This window comes from Desulfovibrio gilichinskyi, assembly GCF_900177375.1.
Taxonomy (GTDB): domain Bacteria; phylum Desulfobacterota; class Desulfovibrionia; order Desulfovibrionales; family Desulfovibrionaceae; genus Maridesulfovibrio; species Maridesulfovibrio gilichinskyi.
In genome coordinates, this window is sequence record NZ_FWZU01000005.1 from 405,075 (window position 1) to 419,673 (window position 14,599).

Consider the following 14,599-nt stretch of genomic DNA (forward strand, 5'->3'; position numbering starts at 1 on the left):
TACAGCTGTATTTTTATTCAATGGCGTTGGACTGTTAAACGGGGAAGGCGCATATGCTTGAAAAACTTATGTCTGAGCAGGTTTATTTTATTATAAGATGCCTTCTTGCTGCAGTGTTTTTTTATGCAGGTGTGACAAAACTGCTGGACACTCATGGTTTTGCTTCGGTTATAAGTGGATATGGGCTTTTGCCTGATTCTCTCGTTTATTTGACCGCTGTTTTTCTTCCGGTTGCGGAATTTTTGATTGCGATCGGTCTTGTCTGGGATCTCAAAGGTTCGCTGTCTCTTTACTTAATTTTTCTGCTTATATTTATGGGTGTTCTTGCCCACGGAATAAGTATGGGGCTTGATGTTGACTGTGGTTGCTTTGCGCCCGGGGATGCAGAAGGCAGCGCGTATCATTCTCTTTGGCAAGCTTTTTTCAGGGATCTGTTTTTGTTGTTTGGGTGTGTTTATCTTTATTGGCTTAGAGTGGTGAAGGAGTACAGACCCCGGTCTGTTTTTGCCTTTGTTTTAAAAAAATGAATTTGTTTTTTTGGAGGTTTTAATGAAATTAGTCAGAAATGTTTTATCAATTGCCGCGGTGTGCACATTGATGTTTTCACTGGTCGGTTGCCTCGGCAGTGATAAATTTGAACAGGAAGTTGTAAAAGAAACCGGCGCAATCAAACTTGTGCGCGAAGTTCAGCGCGGTAATTATGATGTAATTTCTACTGCGGAGCTTAAAGCTCTTCTGGATAGTAAAGCTGATGTGCTTGTTATTGATACCATGCCGTATGAAGCAAGCTATAAAAAAGAGCATATTCCAGGTGCAAAGCAGTTTCTCTTCCCTATCCCTGATATGAATGAATGGGATGTTAAAGAAACTGACGGTAAAACACAGGAACAGTTTGTTGAGCTGTTAGGGCCTGATAAAAATAAAGAAATCATTATTTATTGTGGATTCGTTAAATGCACTCGCAGTCACAACGGAGCCGTGTGGGCTAAAAAGCTTGGGTACACAAATGTGAAAAGATACCCCGGTGGTATTTTCGCATGGAAGGGAGCAAAAAATCCTATTGAATCAGCTAAATAGTCAATTTTAAGCAACACTTTATTTTTAGCCTCGACATTTTCAATGTCGGGGCTTTTTTATGGCATGTTGTAAACTTTTAAAAAGGATTGTTTTTCTATAAAAAATATGTATATTCGAAGTAAGACTGTGTTTTATATGTTTATATAAACAGAATTAATTGAGCTGAGTATGCTCCAGATACGGGGGGAATTATGCAAATATTAAGTCGTATAAAGATTGTTTCAAAATTAGGGCTTATTTTGATCACCAATCTTATACTTGTTGTTACGATGGGTGCGGCTGCTTATTGGAGTTCTCAATATTTGCATGATGAACTGGTCAGCGTGTTCAGCACTGAGTATGCCGGTATCAGTGTTTTGCTTGAAGCAGATAGGGATTTGCATCAAGCTTTGATCGCTGAGCGGAGCATATGCTTTATAACACCTGAATCAGATCTATTTAAAGGTCAGATGAAAGATTATACTGACAATATCGGTCAGGCTGACACAAGAGTTAAAAAGTTTTTAAAAGTTTTCAATACTCCTGAAACAAAGAAGTATGTTGATGCTTATTTTTCTGATCGCGAGAAATGGGAACCTGTATCACAACAGGTCATCAAATATGTACAGGATGGAAAGAATGCAGAAGCTCAGGTTGTTTCGCTTGGTGAAGCTAAAACTTTGTTTGATGCTATGCGGGAGAATTTAAATAAACTTACTGAGATAGTTGAAATGCAGTCACAAGCAAAACTAACAAGATCTAATGAGTCATTTCAAAATCTGATTTATGTTATTTTGGGGATAACCTTTTTCGGTTTGGTCTTAGGCTCACTAATCACGATAGTTGTTTCTCGTAATATTACTGTGCCGATTCATAAGATGGTTGCGTTTGCGCAGCAGATCAGGTCTGGAGATCTCAATGCCAGTCTGTCAGTGCAGCAAAAAGATGAAAACGGAGTCCTTGCTCAGGCATTTCAAGATATGCTGGTTCAGTTAAATCGTACCTTGGCAGAAGTTAAGGAACAAAATGCTGTGGTGGAAGAGAAGGCTAAGCAGACATCAGAAGCCCTTGAGCTGGCTAAAGAAGCTACCGGAAAAGCTGAATCTGCTAAAGCTGAAGGATTATATCAAGCAGCTGAACGGATTGATGGAATCGTCGGGAAACTATCTGAGGCTGCAGAAAGAATTTCCCTTCAGGCTGAAGAAATAAGGCATGGAACAGCAGTGCAGTCTGAAAGAATTACAGGCGCTGCAACTGCAATGGAAGAAATGAATGCATCTGTCTTTGAGGTTGCAAAAAATTCCGGCGAAGCGGCTACTGCCGGTGAAACTGCGATGTCTCAAGCTAACGAGGGCGCGAAAGTTGTCCAGAATTCAATTGATGCCATCAATGCGACGCAAAAGCAGGCGGGAGAATTAAAGGTCAATATGGACGAGCTTAGCCATCAGGCTCAGTCTATCGGACAAATTTTAGGGGTCATTACAGATATTGCAGATCAGACAAACCTGTTGGCATTAAATGCTGCAATCGAAGCCGCAAGAGCCGGAGAAGCCGGAAGAGGCTTTGCGGTTGTTGCGGATGAAGTCCGTAAGCTTGCTGAAAAAACAATGAATGCCACTAAAGAAGTCGGCGAAGCCATTTCGTCCATACAAAGTGTTGCAAACATCAATGTTAAATCTATGGAGAGAGCTACTGTTGATCTCAGCCGGGCTGTTGAGCTTTCAGGACAGTCTCGTAAAGTTTTGTCTGAAATAGTTGTAATGGTGAGCAATTCTTCTGAAAGAATTCAAGGTATTGCCGCTGCGACGGAAGAACAATCGGCCGCGTCAGAAGAAATTACCAGATCGGTTGATGAAGTCAGTCAGATTTCACAACAGACAACAGAAGGTCTTTTGGAAACAACTAATGCGCTGCAGAGTCTCTCTGCCGAAGTCGTAGAACTTTCGGAGTTGGTGCGTAGCCTAAAGGCAGAAGGCAGCAGGCGATAGTAATAGTTGTCTTTGTATAAGATTGCTCAAAAAAAGATCAGTTAAGAAGTTTTTTAACTGATCTTTTTAATTTTAATAAAGAATAGTTTAACAGGTTTAATCTTGCCCTGCTCAAATTTAAGCTTCAATGGCAATAAGTATTCCGTCCGGTTTGTTGTTGCCTTTTATCAGCATCTCCCCTGCGGCCTGGCAGGCTGTTTCAATGTCGATTCTTGATGACAGTTCGCATGCTTCTTTCAGTTCTTTTACTCCCTCTCCGGCGGATTTGAATGCAGATAGCATTTGGGTGCTATAAATGAACAGTCTGCTGCTTTTTTTCATTTCGAAAGTGGCGCAAGGGAGCATACCTTTTCCCAGGTCGCCAAGCGGTCCGCTTTGGGGTTCAATAAAAACAGTTGATCCGTTCTTTTGCAGTAATATGGGCGGGAGTGCTCCAGCATCTACTACCGTGAGTGTTTCAGTCCCCCGGTCAACTTCAGCATATATTCCCGTCACCTCTATGGCTTTGTTCATGTCACTGACAAAATATTCTTGCAGAGCAATACCGATATTTCTGAAAGTTTCAGCAGGCGTGTAAAGCGGACCTGTGTTAAGGATCAGAGCTTTTTTGAGCAAAGTTGCGATTTGTTCATTTAATCGCGGCGGAGTAAAGTTCAGTAGTAAATGGCTTTCAGAATTATTGGCCAGAATCACTGACTCGTGAAAGTATGCTTTTGATGTTTCATATTTTGCAGGAAATATTGAGATACTTGTGCGCAAAAATTGATCATCATTGTCGGCTGACAGTTGTAAGTCCGGTTTTAAAGTTTTTTCTGTTTTGCTTAGTATAAACTTATCATTTTCAGCTATTTTCAGGTGCAGCCTGATCCGGTGTAAAACTTCTCTGTATTCGAAAGGCTTTGTAATAAAATCTACGGCTCCGGCATCGAATCCTTTTCTGGTGTTTTTTGCATCATCCAGCGCGGTTAAAAAAATAATCGGTATTTCTGAAGTTTCAGGAGACATGCGCAAAATAGTTGCACATTCAAATCCGTTTTCTCCTGGCATCATTATATCCAGCAGAATAAGGTCAGGCTGTTTTTTTACCGCAAGTTCAATACCCGTTCTGCCGTTGTTTGCTGTAATAACTCTGTATCCTCGCTGGCGAAGAACTAACTCAAGAAATTCCAGGTTAAACGGTTCATCATCAATAATCAGAATTTTAGGTATATAATTTGGCTTTACGGGCATTAATGTGAATCCTTCGCGGGGGTTACTTTAGACACTCAATTTTGAGTTTTCTTCTTTGCATAGCCGGCGAATCAGTTTACACAGAAACAGTACATCAATAAAGCTTATGTCGTTAGCGATTTCAGCATTTAAACAAGTGTGCAACAAAGCTTATAATTGTGTTGCTTCGCCTATTTTTAGTTGCGTGGTTTACAGGTGCATAATGACTTATGGAGTCAGGCTGCATAAGGTTTTATCAAAACTTTTATCTTTTTCGGAGTTGATGAAATGCTTATTGGTATTCCTAAAGAAATTAAGACTATGGAAAACAGGGTCTCTATGACTCCTGGCGCAGTTGAAAGTCTTGTCCGCCGCGGACACAGCGTTGTTGTTGAAAAAGGGGCAGGTACAGGAAGCGGTCTGACCGATGACGAGTATGTTTCTGCCGGAGCGAAAATGGTAACGGTTGATGAAGCATGGTCCGCTGAAATGGTCATTAAAGTTAAAGAGCCTATCAGTTCTGAGTACAAATACCTCCGCAAGGGGCTTTTGCTTTTTACATATCTTCACCTTGCCGCAGACAAAGAGTTGACGGATGCCCTTCTTGAGAGCGGCACCACAGGCATTGCATATGAAACGGTTCAGCTGCCGGATCGATCGCTGCCTTTGCTCACTCCCATGAGTGAAGTTGCCGGACGTATGTCTGTTCAGGAAGGCGCACTTCATTTAAAAAAAACTAAGGGCGGCAGAGGAGTCCTGTTGAGCGGAGTTCCCGGTGTATCTCCTGCGAATGTAATGATTCTTGGCGGAGGCGTTGTCGGTACCAACGCTGCTAAAATTGCTGTAGGCATGGGGGCTAAGGTTACCATTTTTGACGTAAACCATTCAAGGCTTCAGTACCTTGATGATATTTTTAACGGTAGAGTTGTTACCATGACTTCTACTGAGCCTAATATCCGCGCCGCAGTTACTCAGGCTGATCTTATAATAGGTGCGGTTTTAATTCCCGGGGCCAAGGCTCCTAATCTTATCACCCGTGATATGCTTTCAACCATGAAAGAAGGAACTGTTATTGTTGACGTAGCTGTTGATCAGGGTGGATGTGTTGAAACCAGTAAGCCTACAACACACACTGACCCTACTTTTGTGGTTGACGGTATTGTGCATTACGGGGTTGCAAATATGCCAGGCGATGTCCCGAGAACTTCTACCTTCGCGTTGGTTAATCAGACTCTGCCTTATGCAATGCAGCTTGCGGACAAAGGGCTTGATGCTTTGCGGGCCAATGAATCTTTGAAACTCGGTCTTAATACTATAGACGGCAAGCTTACTTTTGCGGCTGTCGGAGAAGCTTTCGGAATGGATACAATTACTCCTGATGAAGCTCTTGCTTAAAATTTTAAAATAATTTGTTTTTAAATCGAGCCTGATTATATATGAAAAGAGGTAAAAGTTAGTACTTTTACCTCTTTTTTGAATTAATATTGAAAATGATACTGTAAATGAATAAACAAATTTTATTTGAAGTCTTTTGTTTTATTTGCATGGATGGTAACTTTAAAAACTGAGAGTTATCACTTTGGAATCGAGACGGAGGAAGGCATGGTCGCAGTCAAGAGATTTTCAGGAAGAAGTTTGATGTATGCCTTTACAGTGCTCACGGTTATATTTTGGATTGGTGAAAGTGTTCTTGAGTTTTTCTGGTTTAACCCTGAAGGCGAAACCTTTTTAACGAATTTAATGCCTATTCATGATCCTCATGAAATGTTTATGCGGATCACGAGTGGATCGGTGCTGTTAGCGTGCGGTTATGTCGTTTCACGAATGTATAGCATCCTTGCCGAGTCCGAAAATCAAGCCCGCGAAAGTGAGAATAATTTACGAATAACTTTTAATTCCATCGGTGACGCTGTTGTTGCGACAGATGCTGATGGAAATGTAACCTTTATGAATCCGGTTTCGGAAATGCTGACCGGATGGTCTTTTGTCGAAGCGAAAGGTCTTGCTTTTAAAAATGTTGTGAATGTTCTCAGCTCTAATTCCAAAGGTATTTCTGATAATCCCATAGACGAGGTCTTGCGCAGCGGAGAAGGAAAAGGGCTTTCAAATCATACAATTCTAATTTCCAAACAGGGAAATAAATATCATATAGCGGATTCCATCGCTCCTATAAGGGATGAGAATGGTAAGATTTCCGGTGCTGTTTTTGTTTTTAAAGATATAAGTGAGAAGTACAGACAGGATGCTGAATTCAGCAGCTTGCGCAACTATCTTTCCAATATCATAGATTCAATGCCGTCAATACTTCTCGGGGTTAACGGGGATGGGCAGGTAACTTTGTGGAATAGAGCTGCTGAGCAGGCAACAGGTATTTCGCCTAAGTCGGCATCTGGCAGAAATCTGTTTGAAATTTTTCCCCGGATGGAAACTGAAATTGATAGAATATTTGAAAGTATCAGATCAAAAGAGATAAGCCGGAATCAAAGAAAAATCAGATATTCTGAATCCGGAGTTTATTATGAGGATGTGACAATATTTCCGTTGATCTCTGACGGTGCAGAGGGAGCAGTGGTCCGCGTTGATGATGTGACTGAGCTTATCAAGATGGAACAGGCCATGATTCAAAATGAAAAGATGATGTCTGTCGGTGCACTCGCGTCCGGGATGGCTCACGAAGTTAATAATCCGCTGGCGGCAATTTCGGGACATGCTCAAAATATCAGTAATCGAGTTTTCGGTGATCTTAAAAAAAATGAAGATGTTGCGGTTGAATGTGATGTCTCACTTAGTAAGGTTCGAGAGTATTTAGAGAAAAGAGGGATTCCGAGAATGCTGGACGGGATTTATTCCTCATGCAGCCATGCTGCAAAAGTAGTCAGTGATATGATAATGTTCAGCCGTAAAGCTGAGAGTAATCAGGGAAGACACAGCCTTGTAAAATTACTTGATGATACACTGGGACTGGCGGCAATCGATTATGATTTGAGCCACCATTATGATTTTCGTAAGATTGAAATTGTCCGTGAATATGACAGCAGCGTTCCTGACGTTTATTGTGAAGGAAGTGAAATTCAGCAGGTTTTTTTGAATATTCTTAAGAACGGAGCACAGTCCATGATGGGAAAAGAATATCATGGCGCACATCCGCGTTTTACTCTCAGGGTCCACGCAGAAGAAGAAATGGCTGTTGTTGAAATTGAAGATAATGGACAAGGAATGGACGAAGGAGTTCTTAAGCGTATTTTTGAACCTTTTTATTCTACTAAAAAAGTTGAGCGACGCTCCGGCCTTGGGTTGTCTGTGTCATATTTTGTTATAACAGATCAACACAATGGAAGTATGGAAGCATATTCTGTGCTCGGAAGCTGGGCGCGTTTTATTATCAAACTGCCGTCAGCAGTTGATATGTAGGATTTCTATTTCTTCATCCCGTCTTGCAGGCCGGTGGTTATTAGCATATTTAAGAAATTCATTTATATTGAGATAATCGGAGAAATGTTGTGGCCAAGAAAAAAGGCGAAGATATCATATACATTATGGGGAAAGCAGAAACCGGACCTCCTCCTGAGGAGGGGCTGCCCCCTTGGATGGCGACTTTTGCGGACATGGTTACTTTGCTGCTTTGCTTTTTTGTTCTGCTTTTGTCTTTTGCTAATCAGGATATTGCGAACTTTGAAAAGATGAAAGGATCAATACAGGACGCTTTCGGTGTGCAGTTTAAGGATAAATCAGGACGGCATGTTGCATATTCTGATAGTAAATTTTCTGAAAGTTCCGTTAAAGAAACAGCTAAGAAAGATATGGCGGCACTTGAACTTGATATAAGAGCATTTATTAATGCCGGTGATATCTCAAAGCTTATGTCGGTGACTACTGATCAGAACGGCGTATTGGTTCGCGTTCCTTCCCGTGTTTTATTTAAACCGGGGACAGCAACGCTTGATCCGGGCATTCATGGAGTACTGGATAAAATTTCCGGTATAATGAAAACAAAAAATTTCAACTTAGTAGTCAGAGGGCATACCGATGATCTGCCTACACATAACAATGTTTATGATTCAAACTGGGAACTTTCGGCTGCAAGAGCTGCTACTTGTTTAAGGTATATTCTACAGAAATCTGGCGTATCTCACACCAGAGTTAAAGCAGTAGGTTATGCCGGTACAAAACCGCTTGTTCCGAATACATCCACTCAAAACCGGGCAATCAATCGACGAGTTGAATACTATTATCAGCCTCAATCAAATGATTGGTAATAAAATTTTAAAAAGTCCGAATTCCAATCTCATAAATGGAATTCGGACTTTTACTATAGCGAGCAGTTTCAAGGTAAACTATACTATGAATCAATCTTCAACTTTTTTCCGCCTTTCCCATAGCTTCATTTCCTTCATTTTCTTGCGGCGTTCGCGTTGAAGCGATTTGCAGACTAAAGGAGTCTTTTTAGCGTAACCCCATTTTTCCCGATATTCTTCAGGTGTGATATCATATTTTGCAAGATGTCTTTTAGTCAGCACTTTAAAAGACTTACCTGATTCAAGACAGATAATTGTCTTTTCTCTGATAGCCTTTTTAGGATCGACAGGAGGAATCTGCTCTGCTGCAGAAGCATTCTCTGACATTCCTTCGTCTATTCTCATGATTCCTGATGCTAATTTTTGAACCATCGAAGTTATTTCATCCTCCGTCATGGTTCTAACGCTTGCCTGTGCTTTAACAATTTCAAGAGCTGCTTTTAAATTATCTTCCATTTTTCCTCCCATTGTTTGTAGATTGATTTTATAGTTGTAAATTTATTGTTACGAAATAATATTATTTTACGTCTCTTATAAAGAGTAATGTTGCTGTGGTGCTTTCCTCACGTACTAAACATGGATAGTCGTATTTTTTAGATTATACATGTTTAACATTATATAGACATAAAGGTGAAGAAAAATATTAAAAAAGTTTTGTATGCAGAGTAAAAATGGCGGTTATTGTTAACGCCGCTAAATTATGAAAAAACAGGTGCGGTGAAAATATAAAGACAATTTTTATTACATTAATATCAGTTGTGCGCTATAACTGTTCAATAATTATATTCCAGATGCAGCGATCAAGGGTTTGCTGCACAAAGAATAAAAACTGAGAGGTTATAGTATGGCGACAAAGGACTTTAACGAAGTATTGGAAAAAACTGGCAGACTTGATTCCGAATCTTTAGTTGAAAGTATTTGCCAGCATCATCTTTCGAATCTTGGAAGGGACTATGGCAGAACTGACAAGTTTTCACTTTATCAGGCTCTGGCTTATTCTCTGCGTGATAGATTGGTCGGTAACTGGATAAAAACGCAACGCTCGTACTATAATCACAGTGCAAAAAGCGTTTACTATCTTTCGCTTGAATTCTTAGTTGGTAAATCGCTTACCAGTAATGCCATCAATTTAGGAATTGAAAAAGAAACAGAAGAGGCTCTTGATAAATTCGGGTTTACGCTGGAAGAAACCGAAGGCGCAGAAGCTGATGCCGGACTTGGTAATGGCGGGCTCGGAAGACTCGCATCATGTTTTCTCGATTCAATGGCGACGCTTAGAATTCCCGGTTACGGTTACGGTATAAGATACGAATATGGCATTTTTAAGCAGGCTATTGAGAACGGCGAGCAGGTGGAACTTCCTGATGACTGGCTTCATACCGGAAATCCTTGGGAGTTTCGCAGAAGGGGATTCGTTTTTACTATCGGATTATACGGCAGAGAGGAAAAGTATACTCATGATGACGGATCCGTGAGACTCCGCTGGACAGACAGGGCAAAAGTCATGGCCTTGCCTGTGGATATGCTCATCCCAGGATATAAAAATGATAATGTAATAAATATGAGACTTTGGGAGGCACAGCCCGCCAAGAGGTTTAACCTCGATCTTTTCAATAGCGGTGACTATATCCGTTCAATGGAAGACGCTGTTAAAACCGAAACGATTTCCAAAGTGCTTTACCCCAGTGATGAGCGCAGTGCGGGACGAGAGTTGCGTTTAGTTCAGCAGTATTTTTTTGTTTCGGCAACCATTCAAGACATGCTTCGCAGGTTTAAGAAGTTGAAGCTGGATTTTTCGGAACTCCCGAACAGAGCTGTTGTACATCTTAATGAGACTCATCCTGCTATCGCTATTCCAGAGCTGATGCGTATTTTAATTGATGAGCATTTTCTTACATGGGATTACGCATGGAGAATCTGCCGAAGGACTTTTGCGTATACGAACCATACTGTCATGCCGGAAGCTTTGGAGAAATGGCCCCTTGAATTAATGAGCAAGGTTCTGCCACGCCATATCTCCATTATTTATGAAATTAACCGCCGCTTTTTAGAAGAAGTGGAAACCAGATTTCCAGGTGACGGGGCAAGACTTACCCGTATGTCCATAATTGAGGAGGGAGAGCATCCTCAGGTTCGCATGGCATGGCTTGCTGTGGTGGGAAGCTTCACTGTTAACGGTGTTTCCACTTTGCATGGGGAGTTGATCAAGAAAAATATCTTTTATGATTTTGTTGAAATGTTCCCTGGACGATTCACTTCGGTAACAAACGGAATTACTCCGCGCAGGTGGCTTAAACAGTGCAACATCCCTCTTTCAGAACTTATAACTGAAAAGATAGGTAAAGGCTGGGTTACAGATTTATCTCAATTGGAGCAGCTTAAGGTTCTGGCCGAAGATCAGGAATTTCAGGAACGTTGGTACAATTGCAGATTGAAGGCTAAAAAGAGACTGGTACAATATGCACAGAAAGAATACGGGCTGTATATGCCGTCTGACTGGATGTATGATGTACAGGTGAAAAGAATTCACGAATATAAGCGGCAGGTTTTAAATGTTCTCCATGCGATAACATTGTATTGCAGGTTGAAAAGAGATCCTTCCAGCGTGGCTGTTCCGAGAGTTAAGATATTTGCAGGCAAGGCTGCTCCGGGATATTTTCTAGCCAAGCGTATTATCAGGCTGATTAATTCAGTCGGGGCTGTTATTAATTCCGACAGTTCCGTTAACCATAAGTTGCGGATCACTTTCTTGCCTAACTACAGGGTTTCGCAAGCTGAATATATTATTCCGGCTACGGACCTTTCCGAGCAGATATCACTTGCCGGAACAGAAGCCTCCGGTACCGGAAATATGAAATTTGCTCTTAACGGCGCGTTGACCATAGGAACTTTGGATGGTGCCAATATTGAGATAATGGAAGAAGTAGGCAAAGAGAATATTTTTATTTTCGGGATGGATGCTGATGACGTTGAACGTAGAAAGCGTGAAGGTTATGTGCCCGGAGATGTGATCGGAGGAGATCCTGAGCTTGCAGAGGTGCTGAACCTTCTCGGTGACGGCACGTTCTCTGAAGGTGATCGCGGATTCTTCGGTCCTATTTTGGATTCTTTTTTTGCAGGCGGTGATCAGTATATGACGCTTGCAGATTACAGAGCATATGTGAATGCGCAAGATTCTCTTGAAAGGATTTGGCTTGATCGGCAGAAGTGGCTTAAAATGTCCATTTTAAACACAGCCGGATCGGGGCATTTCTCCAGCGACCGCGCAATAATGGAATATGCCACAGGTATATGGGGAGTTCATCCTGTAGAAAAAGATGAATAGTTCTGAATAATTGTTTTATGAATAGAATGGCCCGGAAGTGATGATTTTTAAACTCTATCACTTTCGGGTTTTTTAATGCAGTATTTTGCGCGGCAGTAGATAAAACTGTTTTTATCCGTATGAGGCTTTGCCATCGGTAGAAAATTCTCATATATTGCATTTGCGAAATTAAATTAGATTAAAATGTAAAAGGTAAATCATGTCTGCACGCCCTCTGACTATAATTTTTCTTGTAATAATCCTTATGGGAACAGCTTCTTATGGGTTGTACCATTTCGGGGTGCTTGATTCCTTTCTTTCTGAGCCTTCAGAGGTCAGCAGCAAGAATGATAACTCAGGTCCGGTTGTCCGTAACTCCGTGAGCGATCTGGTTTTGCCGTTGTCTTCGTCTAAGGATATGGAAGAAACTTCTTCTAACGCGACGTCAGAGGCTGCAAGCGTAAACGGGTCAGCTCCGGAAACTGATTTTGAAGTCGCGACGGCTCCTGCTAATGAGTCTCAAGACGATGAAAATTCCCAGTCTGAGCATCACCCGGCTGTAAAGAAGGTCGCTTCAATAGCTGTTACAGAAACTTTGCAGGAGGAAACCAAGGAAAAACCCAAAGATATTCCCCAGACTGTTTCGCCTAAAGCTGCAATTGAAACCGTTTCTCCTAAAAAAAGCGTAGTTGAAAAAATTAAGTATGGAACTCTTCGTCACTTTGAACAGGTCTGTTCAAATAGCTCACTGACTGTGAAAATGTCTCTTTCAGAACCAAGTAAAAAAATAACATGGTTCAACATCAGTAAGCCTAGAAAATTGGTAGTAGATATCCACGGACACTGGAAAAATTTTGCTAAGTCCATTTACAGGCTGAAAGGATGCTCTGTGGATAAGATTATTCTTGGAGAGCAGCCTGATAGAATGCGTATTGTTTTTTATTTGAATAAAAAAGATTTGCCTGCCAAATTTAAACCTGAAATTAAAAAGGTTTCTAATCACTTAGAGATTAAAATTAATCTATAGGATTGTTTTCAGCCTCTTCTTTTTTTACCTCTGTTCCAATCAGCATAATCTTGCTGTGGTTAAAACTTTCCAGTGTAACTCAAATGTAACAAACGGGTCATTGCTCTGTAACTCGTTATGGCTAGGTAGTTACTGTCGCGTTGATACGGATTATTTTTATCCGGCGCACATTGTATGAAAGTCTTTTTAGAATGGAGAGTGTTCCAATGGGGCAAGCTGTTAAAATCGCTTCCAGAAACTTAGATTTTTATTATGGGGACTTCAAGGCTCTTGAAGGTATCTCTATGGATTTTATTGAGAACAGAGTTACTGCTCTTATCGGACCTTCCGGTTGTGGTAAAAGTACGTTTTTGCGCTGTTTAAATAGAATGAATGATCTTATCCCCGGTACTAAAGTAGACGGGGAACTTACTCTGGATGATGAAAATATATATGCGCAAGGTCTTGATGTAGTTACTTTGAGAAGGCGCGTGGGAATGGTTTTTCAGAAACCGAATCCTTTTCCTAAATCTATTTTTGAGAATGTGGCTTACGGTTTGCGCGTCAACGGCATTAAAGATAAAGAGTATTTGGCCAGAAAGGTTGAAGAAAGTTTGAAAGGCAGTGCCCTTTGGGATGAAGTTAAAGATAGACTTCATGCCAGTGCACTAGGTCTTTCAGGCGGACAGCAGCAGAGACTCTGTATTGCAAGAGCTTTGGCTGTAGAGCCTGAAATTCTGCTTATGGATGAACCGGCGTCTGCACTTGATCCGATTGCGACTCAAAAGATTGAGGACTTGATTCACGAACTTAAAAAGAAGTTTACAATTATTATTGTCACTCACAGCATGCAGCAGGCAGCCAGAGTCTCTGATGAGACCGCCTTTTTCTATATGGGACGTCTGATTGAAACCGGCAAGACTGAAACAATGTTTACCAAGCCTAAAAATAAGCAGACTGAAGATTATATCACCGGACGTTTCGGTTGATTATTGCTGTACGTGAATGTTTGAGGAATTGTCTGAATTTTAAGTTACTTTGAGGAGATATGGTATGGAGCAGCGTGGTCACTTCACCAAAAAAATGGATGATCTTAAGGTTCAGGTTTTGCGTATGTCGAGCATGGCTGAAACCGCGATGCATAATTCGATAAAAGCTCTTCTTGAGAATAACGCAGAGCTTGCTGAAGATGTCATTATGAATGACATTAAAATCAATGAGCTGGAATGCGATCTTGATAAATTCAACATTGAATTATTGGCATTAGATCAGCCTATGGCTAAAGATTTAAGGTTCATTGTCGGGGCGATGCGTATCAGCAGCAACCTTGAAAGAATAGGAGATGAAGCCGTAAATCTTGCGCACCGCAGTGTTTTTCTAAGTACCAGGCCGCCTCTTCCTTTTAACCAGAAACTTGAGCAGATGACTGTTGTTGCTAAAGATATGGTTGCACAGGCTGTAAAGGCTTTTGCGGATGAAGATCCGGTTCTTGCCGGAAAAGTTTGCGGAATGGATAATGATGCAGACAGTCTTAATGTCAGGATTCTGAAGAGTCTTATCGAAGATATGGTATCTGAGACAAGGATTGTTGAAAGGGGCGTACATTTGATCATGGCCTCAAGCCATCTTGAACGCATAGCAGACCAGGCGACAAATATTGCTGAATCAGTTATTTTTATAACTCAGGGCGTAAATATAAAGCATCATTGCCGAGGTTGATCTGGCTCTGCTGCTGGTTATA

At 41.2% G+C, this 14,599-nt stretch carries 12 protein-coding genes; 10 read left to right on the plus strand and 2 right to left on the minus strand.

The window, feature by feature from the left end:
• Window positions 1-53 precede the first annotated feature (53 nt).
• The 3 genes from B9N78_RS15715 (at window position 54) to B9N78_RS15725 (ending at window position 3,044) form a co-directional block, all read left to right on the plus strand.
• Window positions 54-527 (plus strand): MauE/DoxX family redox-associated membrane protein, encoded by a 474-nt coding sequence (locus B9N78_RS15715; RefSeq protein WP_085103985.1) that lies wholly within the window; start codon window positions 54-56, stop codon window positions 525-527.
• A 22-nt stretch (window positions 528-549) separates the two neighbouring features.
• Window positions 550-1,077: a rhodanese-like domain-containing protein gene (locus B9N78_RS15720; protein WP_085103987.1), complete on the plus strand. Its 528-nt coding sequence runs from the start codon at window positions 550-552 to the stop codon at window positions 1,075-1,077.
• Window positions 1,078-1,268: 191 nt separating this feature from the next.
• A complete protein-coding gene (locus tag B9N78_RS15725) occupies window positions 1,269-3,044 on the plus strand; it encodes a methyl-accepting chemotaxis protein (RefSeq protein WP_085103989.1) in 1,776 nt (591 codons plus the stop codon).
• 117 nt (window positions 3,045-3,161) lie between these two features.
• On the opposite strand, the gene B9N78_RS15730 is transcribed toward B9N78_RS15725, so the two are convergent.
• Window positions 3,162-4,274, minus strand: coding sequence for a response regulator (locus tag B9N78_RS15730; RefSeq protein WP_085103991.1), 1,113 nt, complete (start codon window positions 4,272-4,274; stop codon window positions 3,162-3,164).
• Between the two features lie 267 nt (window positions 4,275-4,541).
• Here B9N78_RS15730 and ald point away from each other — a divergent pair, with 267 nt between their 5' ends.
• The 3 genes from ald (at window position 4,542) to B9N78_RS15745 (ending at window position 8,509) form a co-directional block, all read left to right on the plus strand.
• Window positions 4,542-5,648, plus strand: a complete 1,107-nt coding sequence (ald, locus tag B9N78_RS15735) for an alanine dehydrogenase (RefSeq protein ID WP_085103993.1) — start codon at window positions 4,542-4,544, stop codon at window positions 5,646-5,648.
• A gap of 207 nt (window positions 5,649-5,855) precedes the next feature.
• Window positions 5,856-7,664 (plus strand): PAS domain-containing sensor histidine kinase, encoded by a 1,809-nt coding sequence (locus tag B9N78_RS15740; RefSeq protein ID WP_170921451.1) that lies wholly within the window; start codon window positions 5,856-5,858, stop codon window positions 7,662-7,664.
• A gap of 89 nt (window positions 7,665-7,753) precedes the next feature.
• Window positions 7,754-8,509: an OmpA/MotB family protein gene (locus B9N78_RS15745; RefSeq protein WP_245805575.1), complete on the plus strand. Its 756-nt coding sequence runs from the start codon at window positions 7,754-7,756 to the stop codon at window positions 8,507-8,509.
• 90 nt (window positions 8,510-8,599) lie between these two features.
• Here B9N78_RS15745 and B9N78_RS15750 read toward each other — a convergent pair whose 3' ends face one another.
• Complete coding sequence (locus B9N78_RS15750; protein WP_085103997.1) at window positions 8,600-9,004, minus strand: Ros/MucR family transcriptional regulator; 405 nt, start codon at window positions 9,002-9,004, stop codon at window positions 8,600-8,602.
• 388 nt (window positions 9,005-9,392) lie between these two features.
• Here B9N78_RS15750 and B9N78_RS15755 point away from each other — a divergent pair, with 388 nt between their 5' ends.
• The 4 genes from B9N78_RS15755 to phoU all read left to right on the plus strand — a co-directional run bounded on the left by B9N78_RS15755 (window position 9,393) and on the right by phoU (window position 14,577).
• Window positions 9,393-11,873, plus strand: a complete 2,481-nt coding sequence (locus tag B9N78_RS15755; RefSeq protein ID WP_085103999.1) for a glycogen/starch/alpha-glucan phosphorylase — start codon at window positions 9,393-9,395, stop codon at window positions 11,871-11,873.
• 199 nt (window positions 11,874-12,072) lie between these two features.
• A complete protein-coding gene (locus tag B9N78_RS15760; protein WP_085104001.1) occupies window positions 12,073-12,879 on the plus strand; it encodes an AMIN domain-containing protein in 807 nt (268 codons plus the stop codon).
• Between the two features lie 206 nt (window positions 12,880-13,085).
• Window positions 13,086-13,847 carry a phosphate ABC transporter ATP-binding protein PstB gene (gene pstB, locus B9N78_RS15765; RefSeq protein WP_085104003.1) on the plus strand — a complete coding sequence of 254 codons (762 nt, stop codon included), beginning with the start codon at window positions 13,086-13,088 and terminating at the stop codon, window positions 13,845-13,847.
• 64 nt (window positions 13,848-13,911) lie between these two features.
• Window positions 13,912-14,577: a phosphate signaling complex protein PhoU gene (gene phoU / locus B9N78_RS15770; protein WP_085104005.1), complete on the plus strand. Its 666-nt coding sequence runs from the start codon at window positions 13,912-13,914 to the stop codon at window positions 14,575-14,577.
• The last annotated feature ends 22 nt before the right edge of the window (window positions 14,578-14,599 follow it).

Coding starts and splice junctions, on each gene's coding strand:
- B9N78_RS15715 (WP_085103985.1), top strand. CDS start 54: ATGCTTGAAAAACTTATGTCTGAGCAGGTTTATTTTATTATAAGATGC.
- B9N78_RS15720 (WP_085103987.1), top strand. CDS start 550: ATGAAATTAGTCAGAAATGTTTTATCAATTGCCGCGGTGTGCACATTG.
- B9N78_RS15725 (WP_085103989.1), top strand. CDS start 1,269: ATGCAAATATTAAGTCGTATAAAGATTGTTTCAAAATTAGGGCTTATT.
- B9N78_RS15730 (WP_085103991.1), bottom strand. CDS start 4,274: ATGCCCGTAAAGCCAAATTATATACCTAAAATTCTGATTATTGATGAT.
- ald (WP_085103993.1), top strand. CDS start 4,542: ATGCTTATTGGTATTCCTAAAGAAATTAAGACTATGGAAAACAGGGTC.
- B9N78_RS15740 (WP_170921451.1), top strand. CDS start 5,856: ATGGTCGCAGTCAAGAGATTTTCAGGAAGAAGTTTGATGTATGCCTTT.
- B9N78_RS15750 (WP_085103997.1), bottom strand. CDS start 9,004: ATGGAAGATAATTTAAAAGCAGCTCTTGAAATTGTTAAAGCACAGGCA.
- B9N78_RS15755 (WP_085103999.1), top strand. CDS start 9,393: ATGGCGACAAAGGACTTTAACGAAGTATTGGAAAAAACTGGCAGACTT.
- B9N78_RS15760 (WP_085104001.1), top strand. CDS start 12,073: ATGTCTGCACGCCCTCTGACTATAATTTTTCTTGTAATAATCCTTATG.
- pstB (WP_085104003.1), top strand. CDS start 13,086: ATGGGGCAAGCTGTTAAAATCGCTTCCAGAAACTTAGATTTTTATTAT.
- phoU (WP_085104005.1), top strand. CDS start 13,912: ATGGAGCAGCGTGGTCACTTCACCAAAAAAATGGATGATCTTAAGGTT.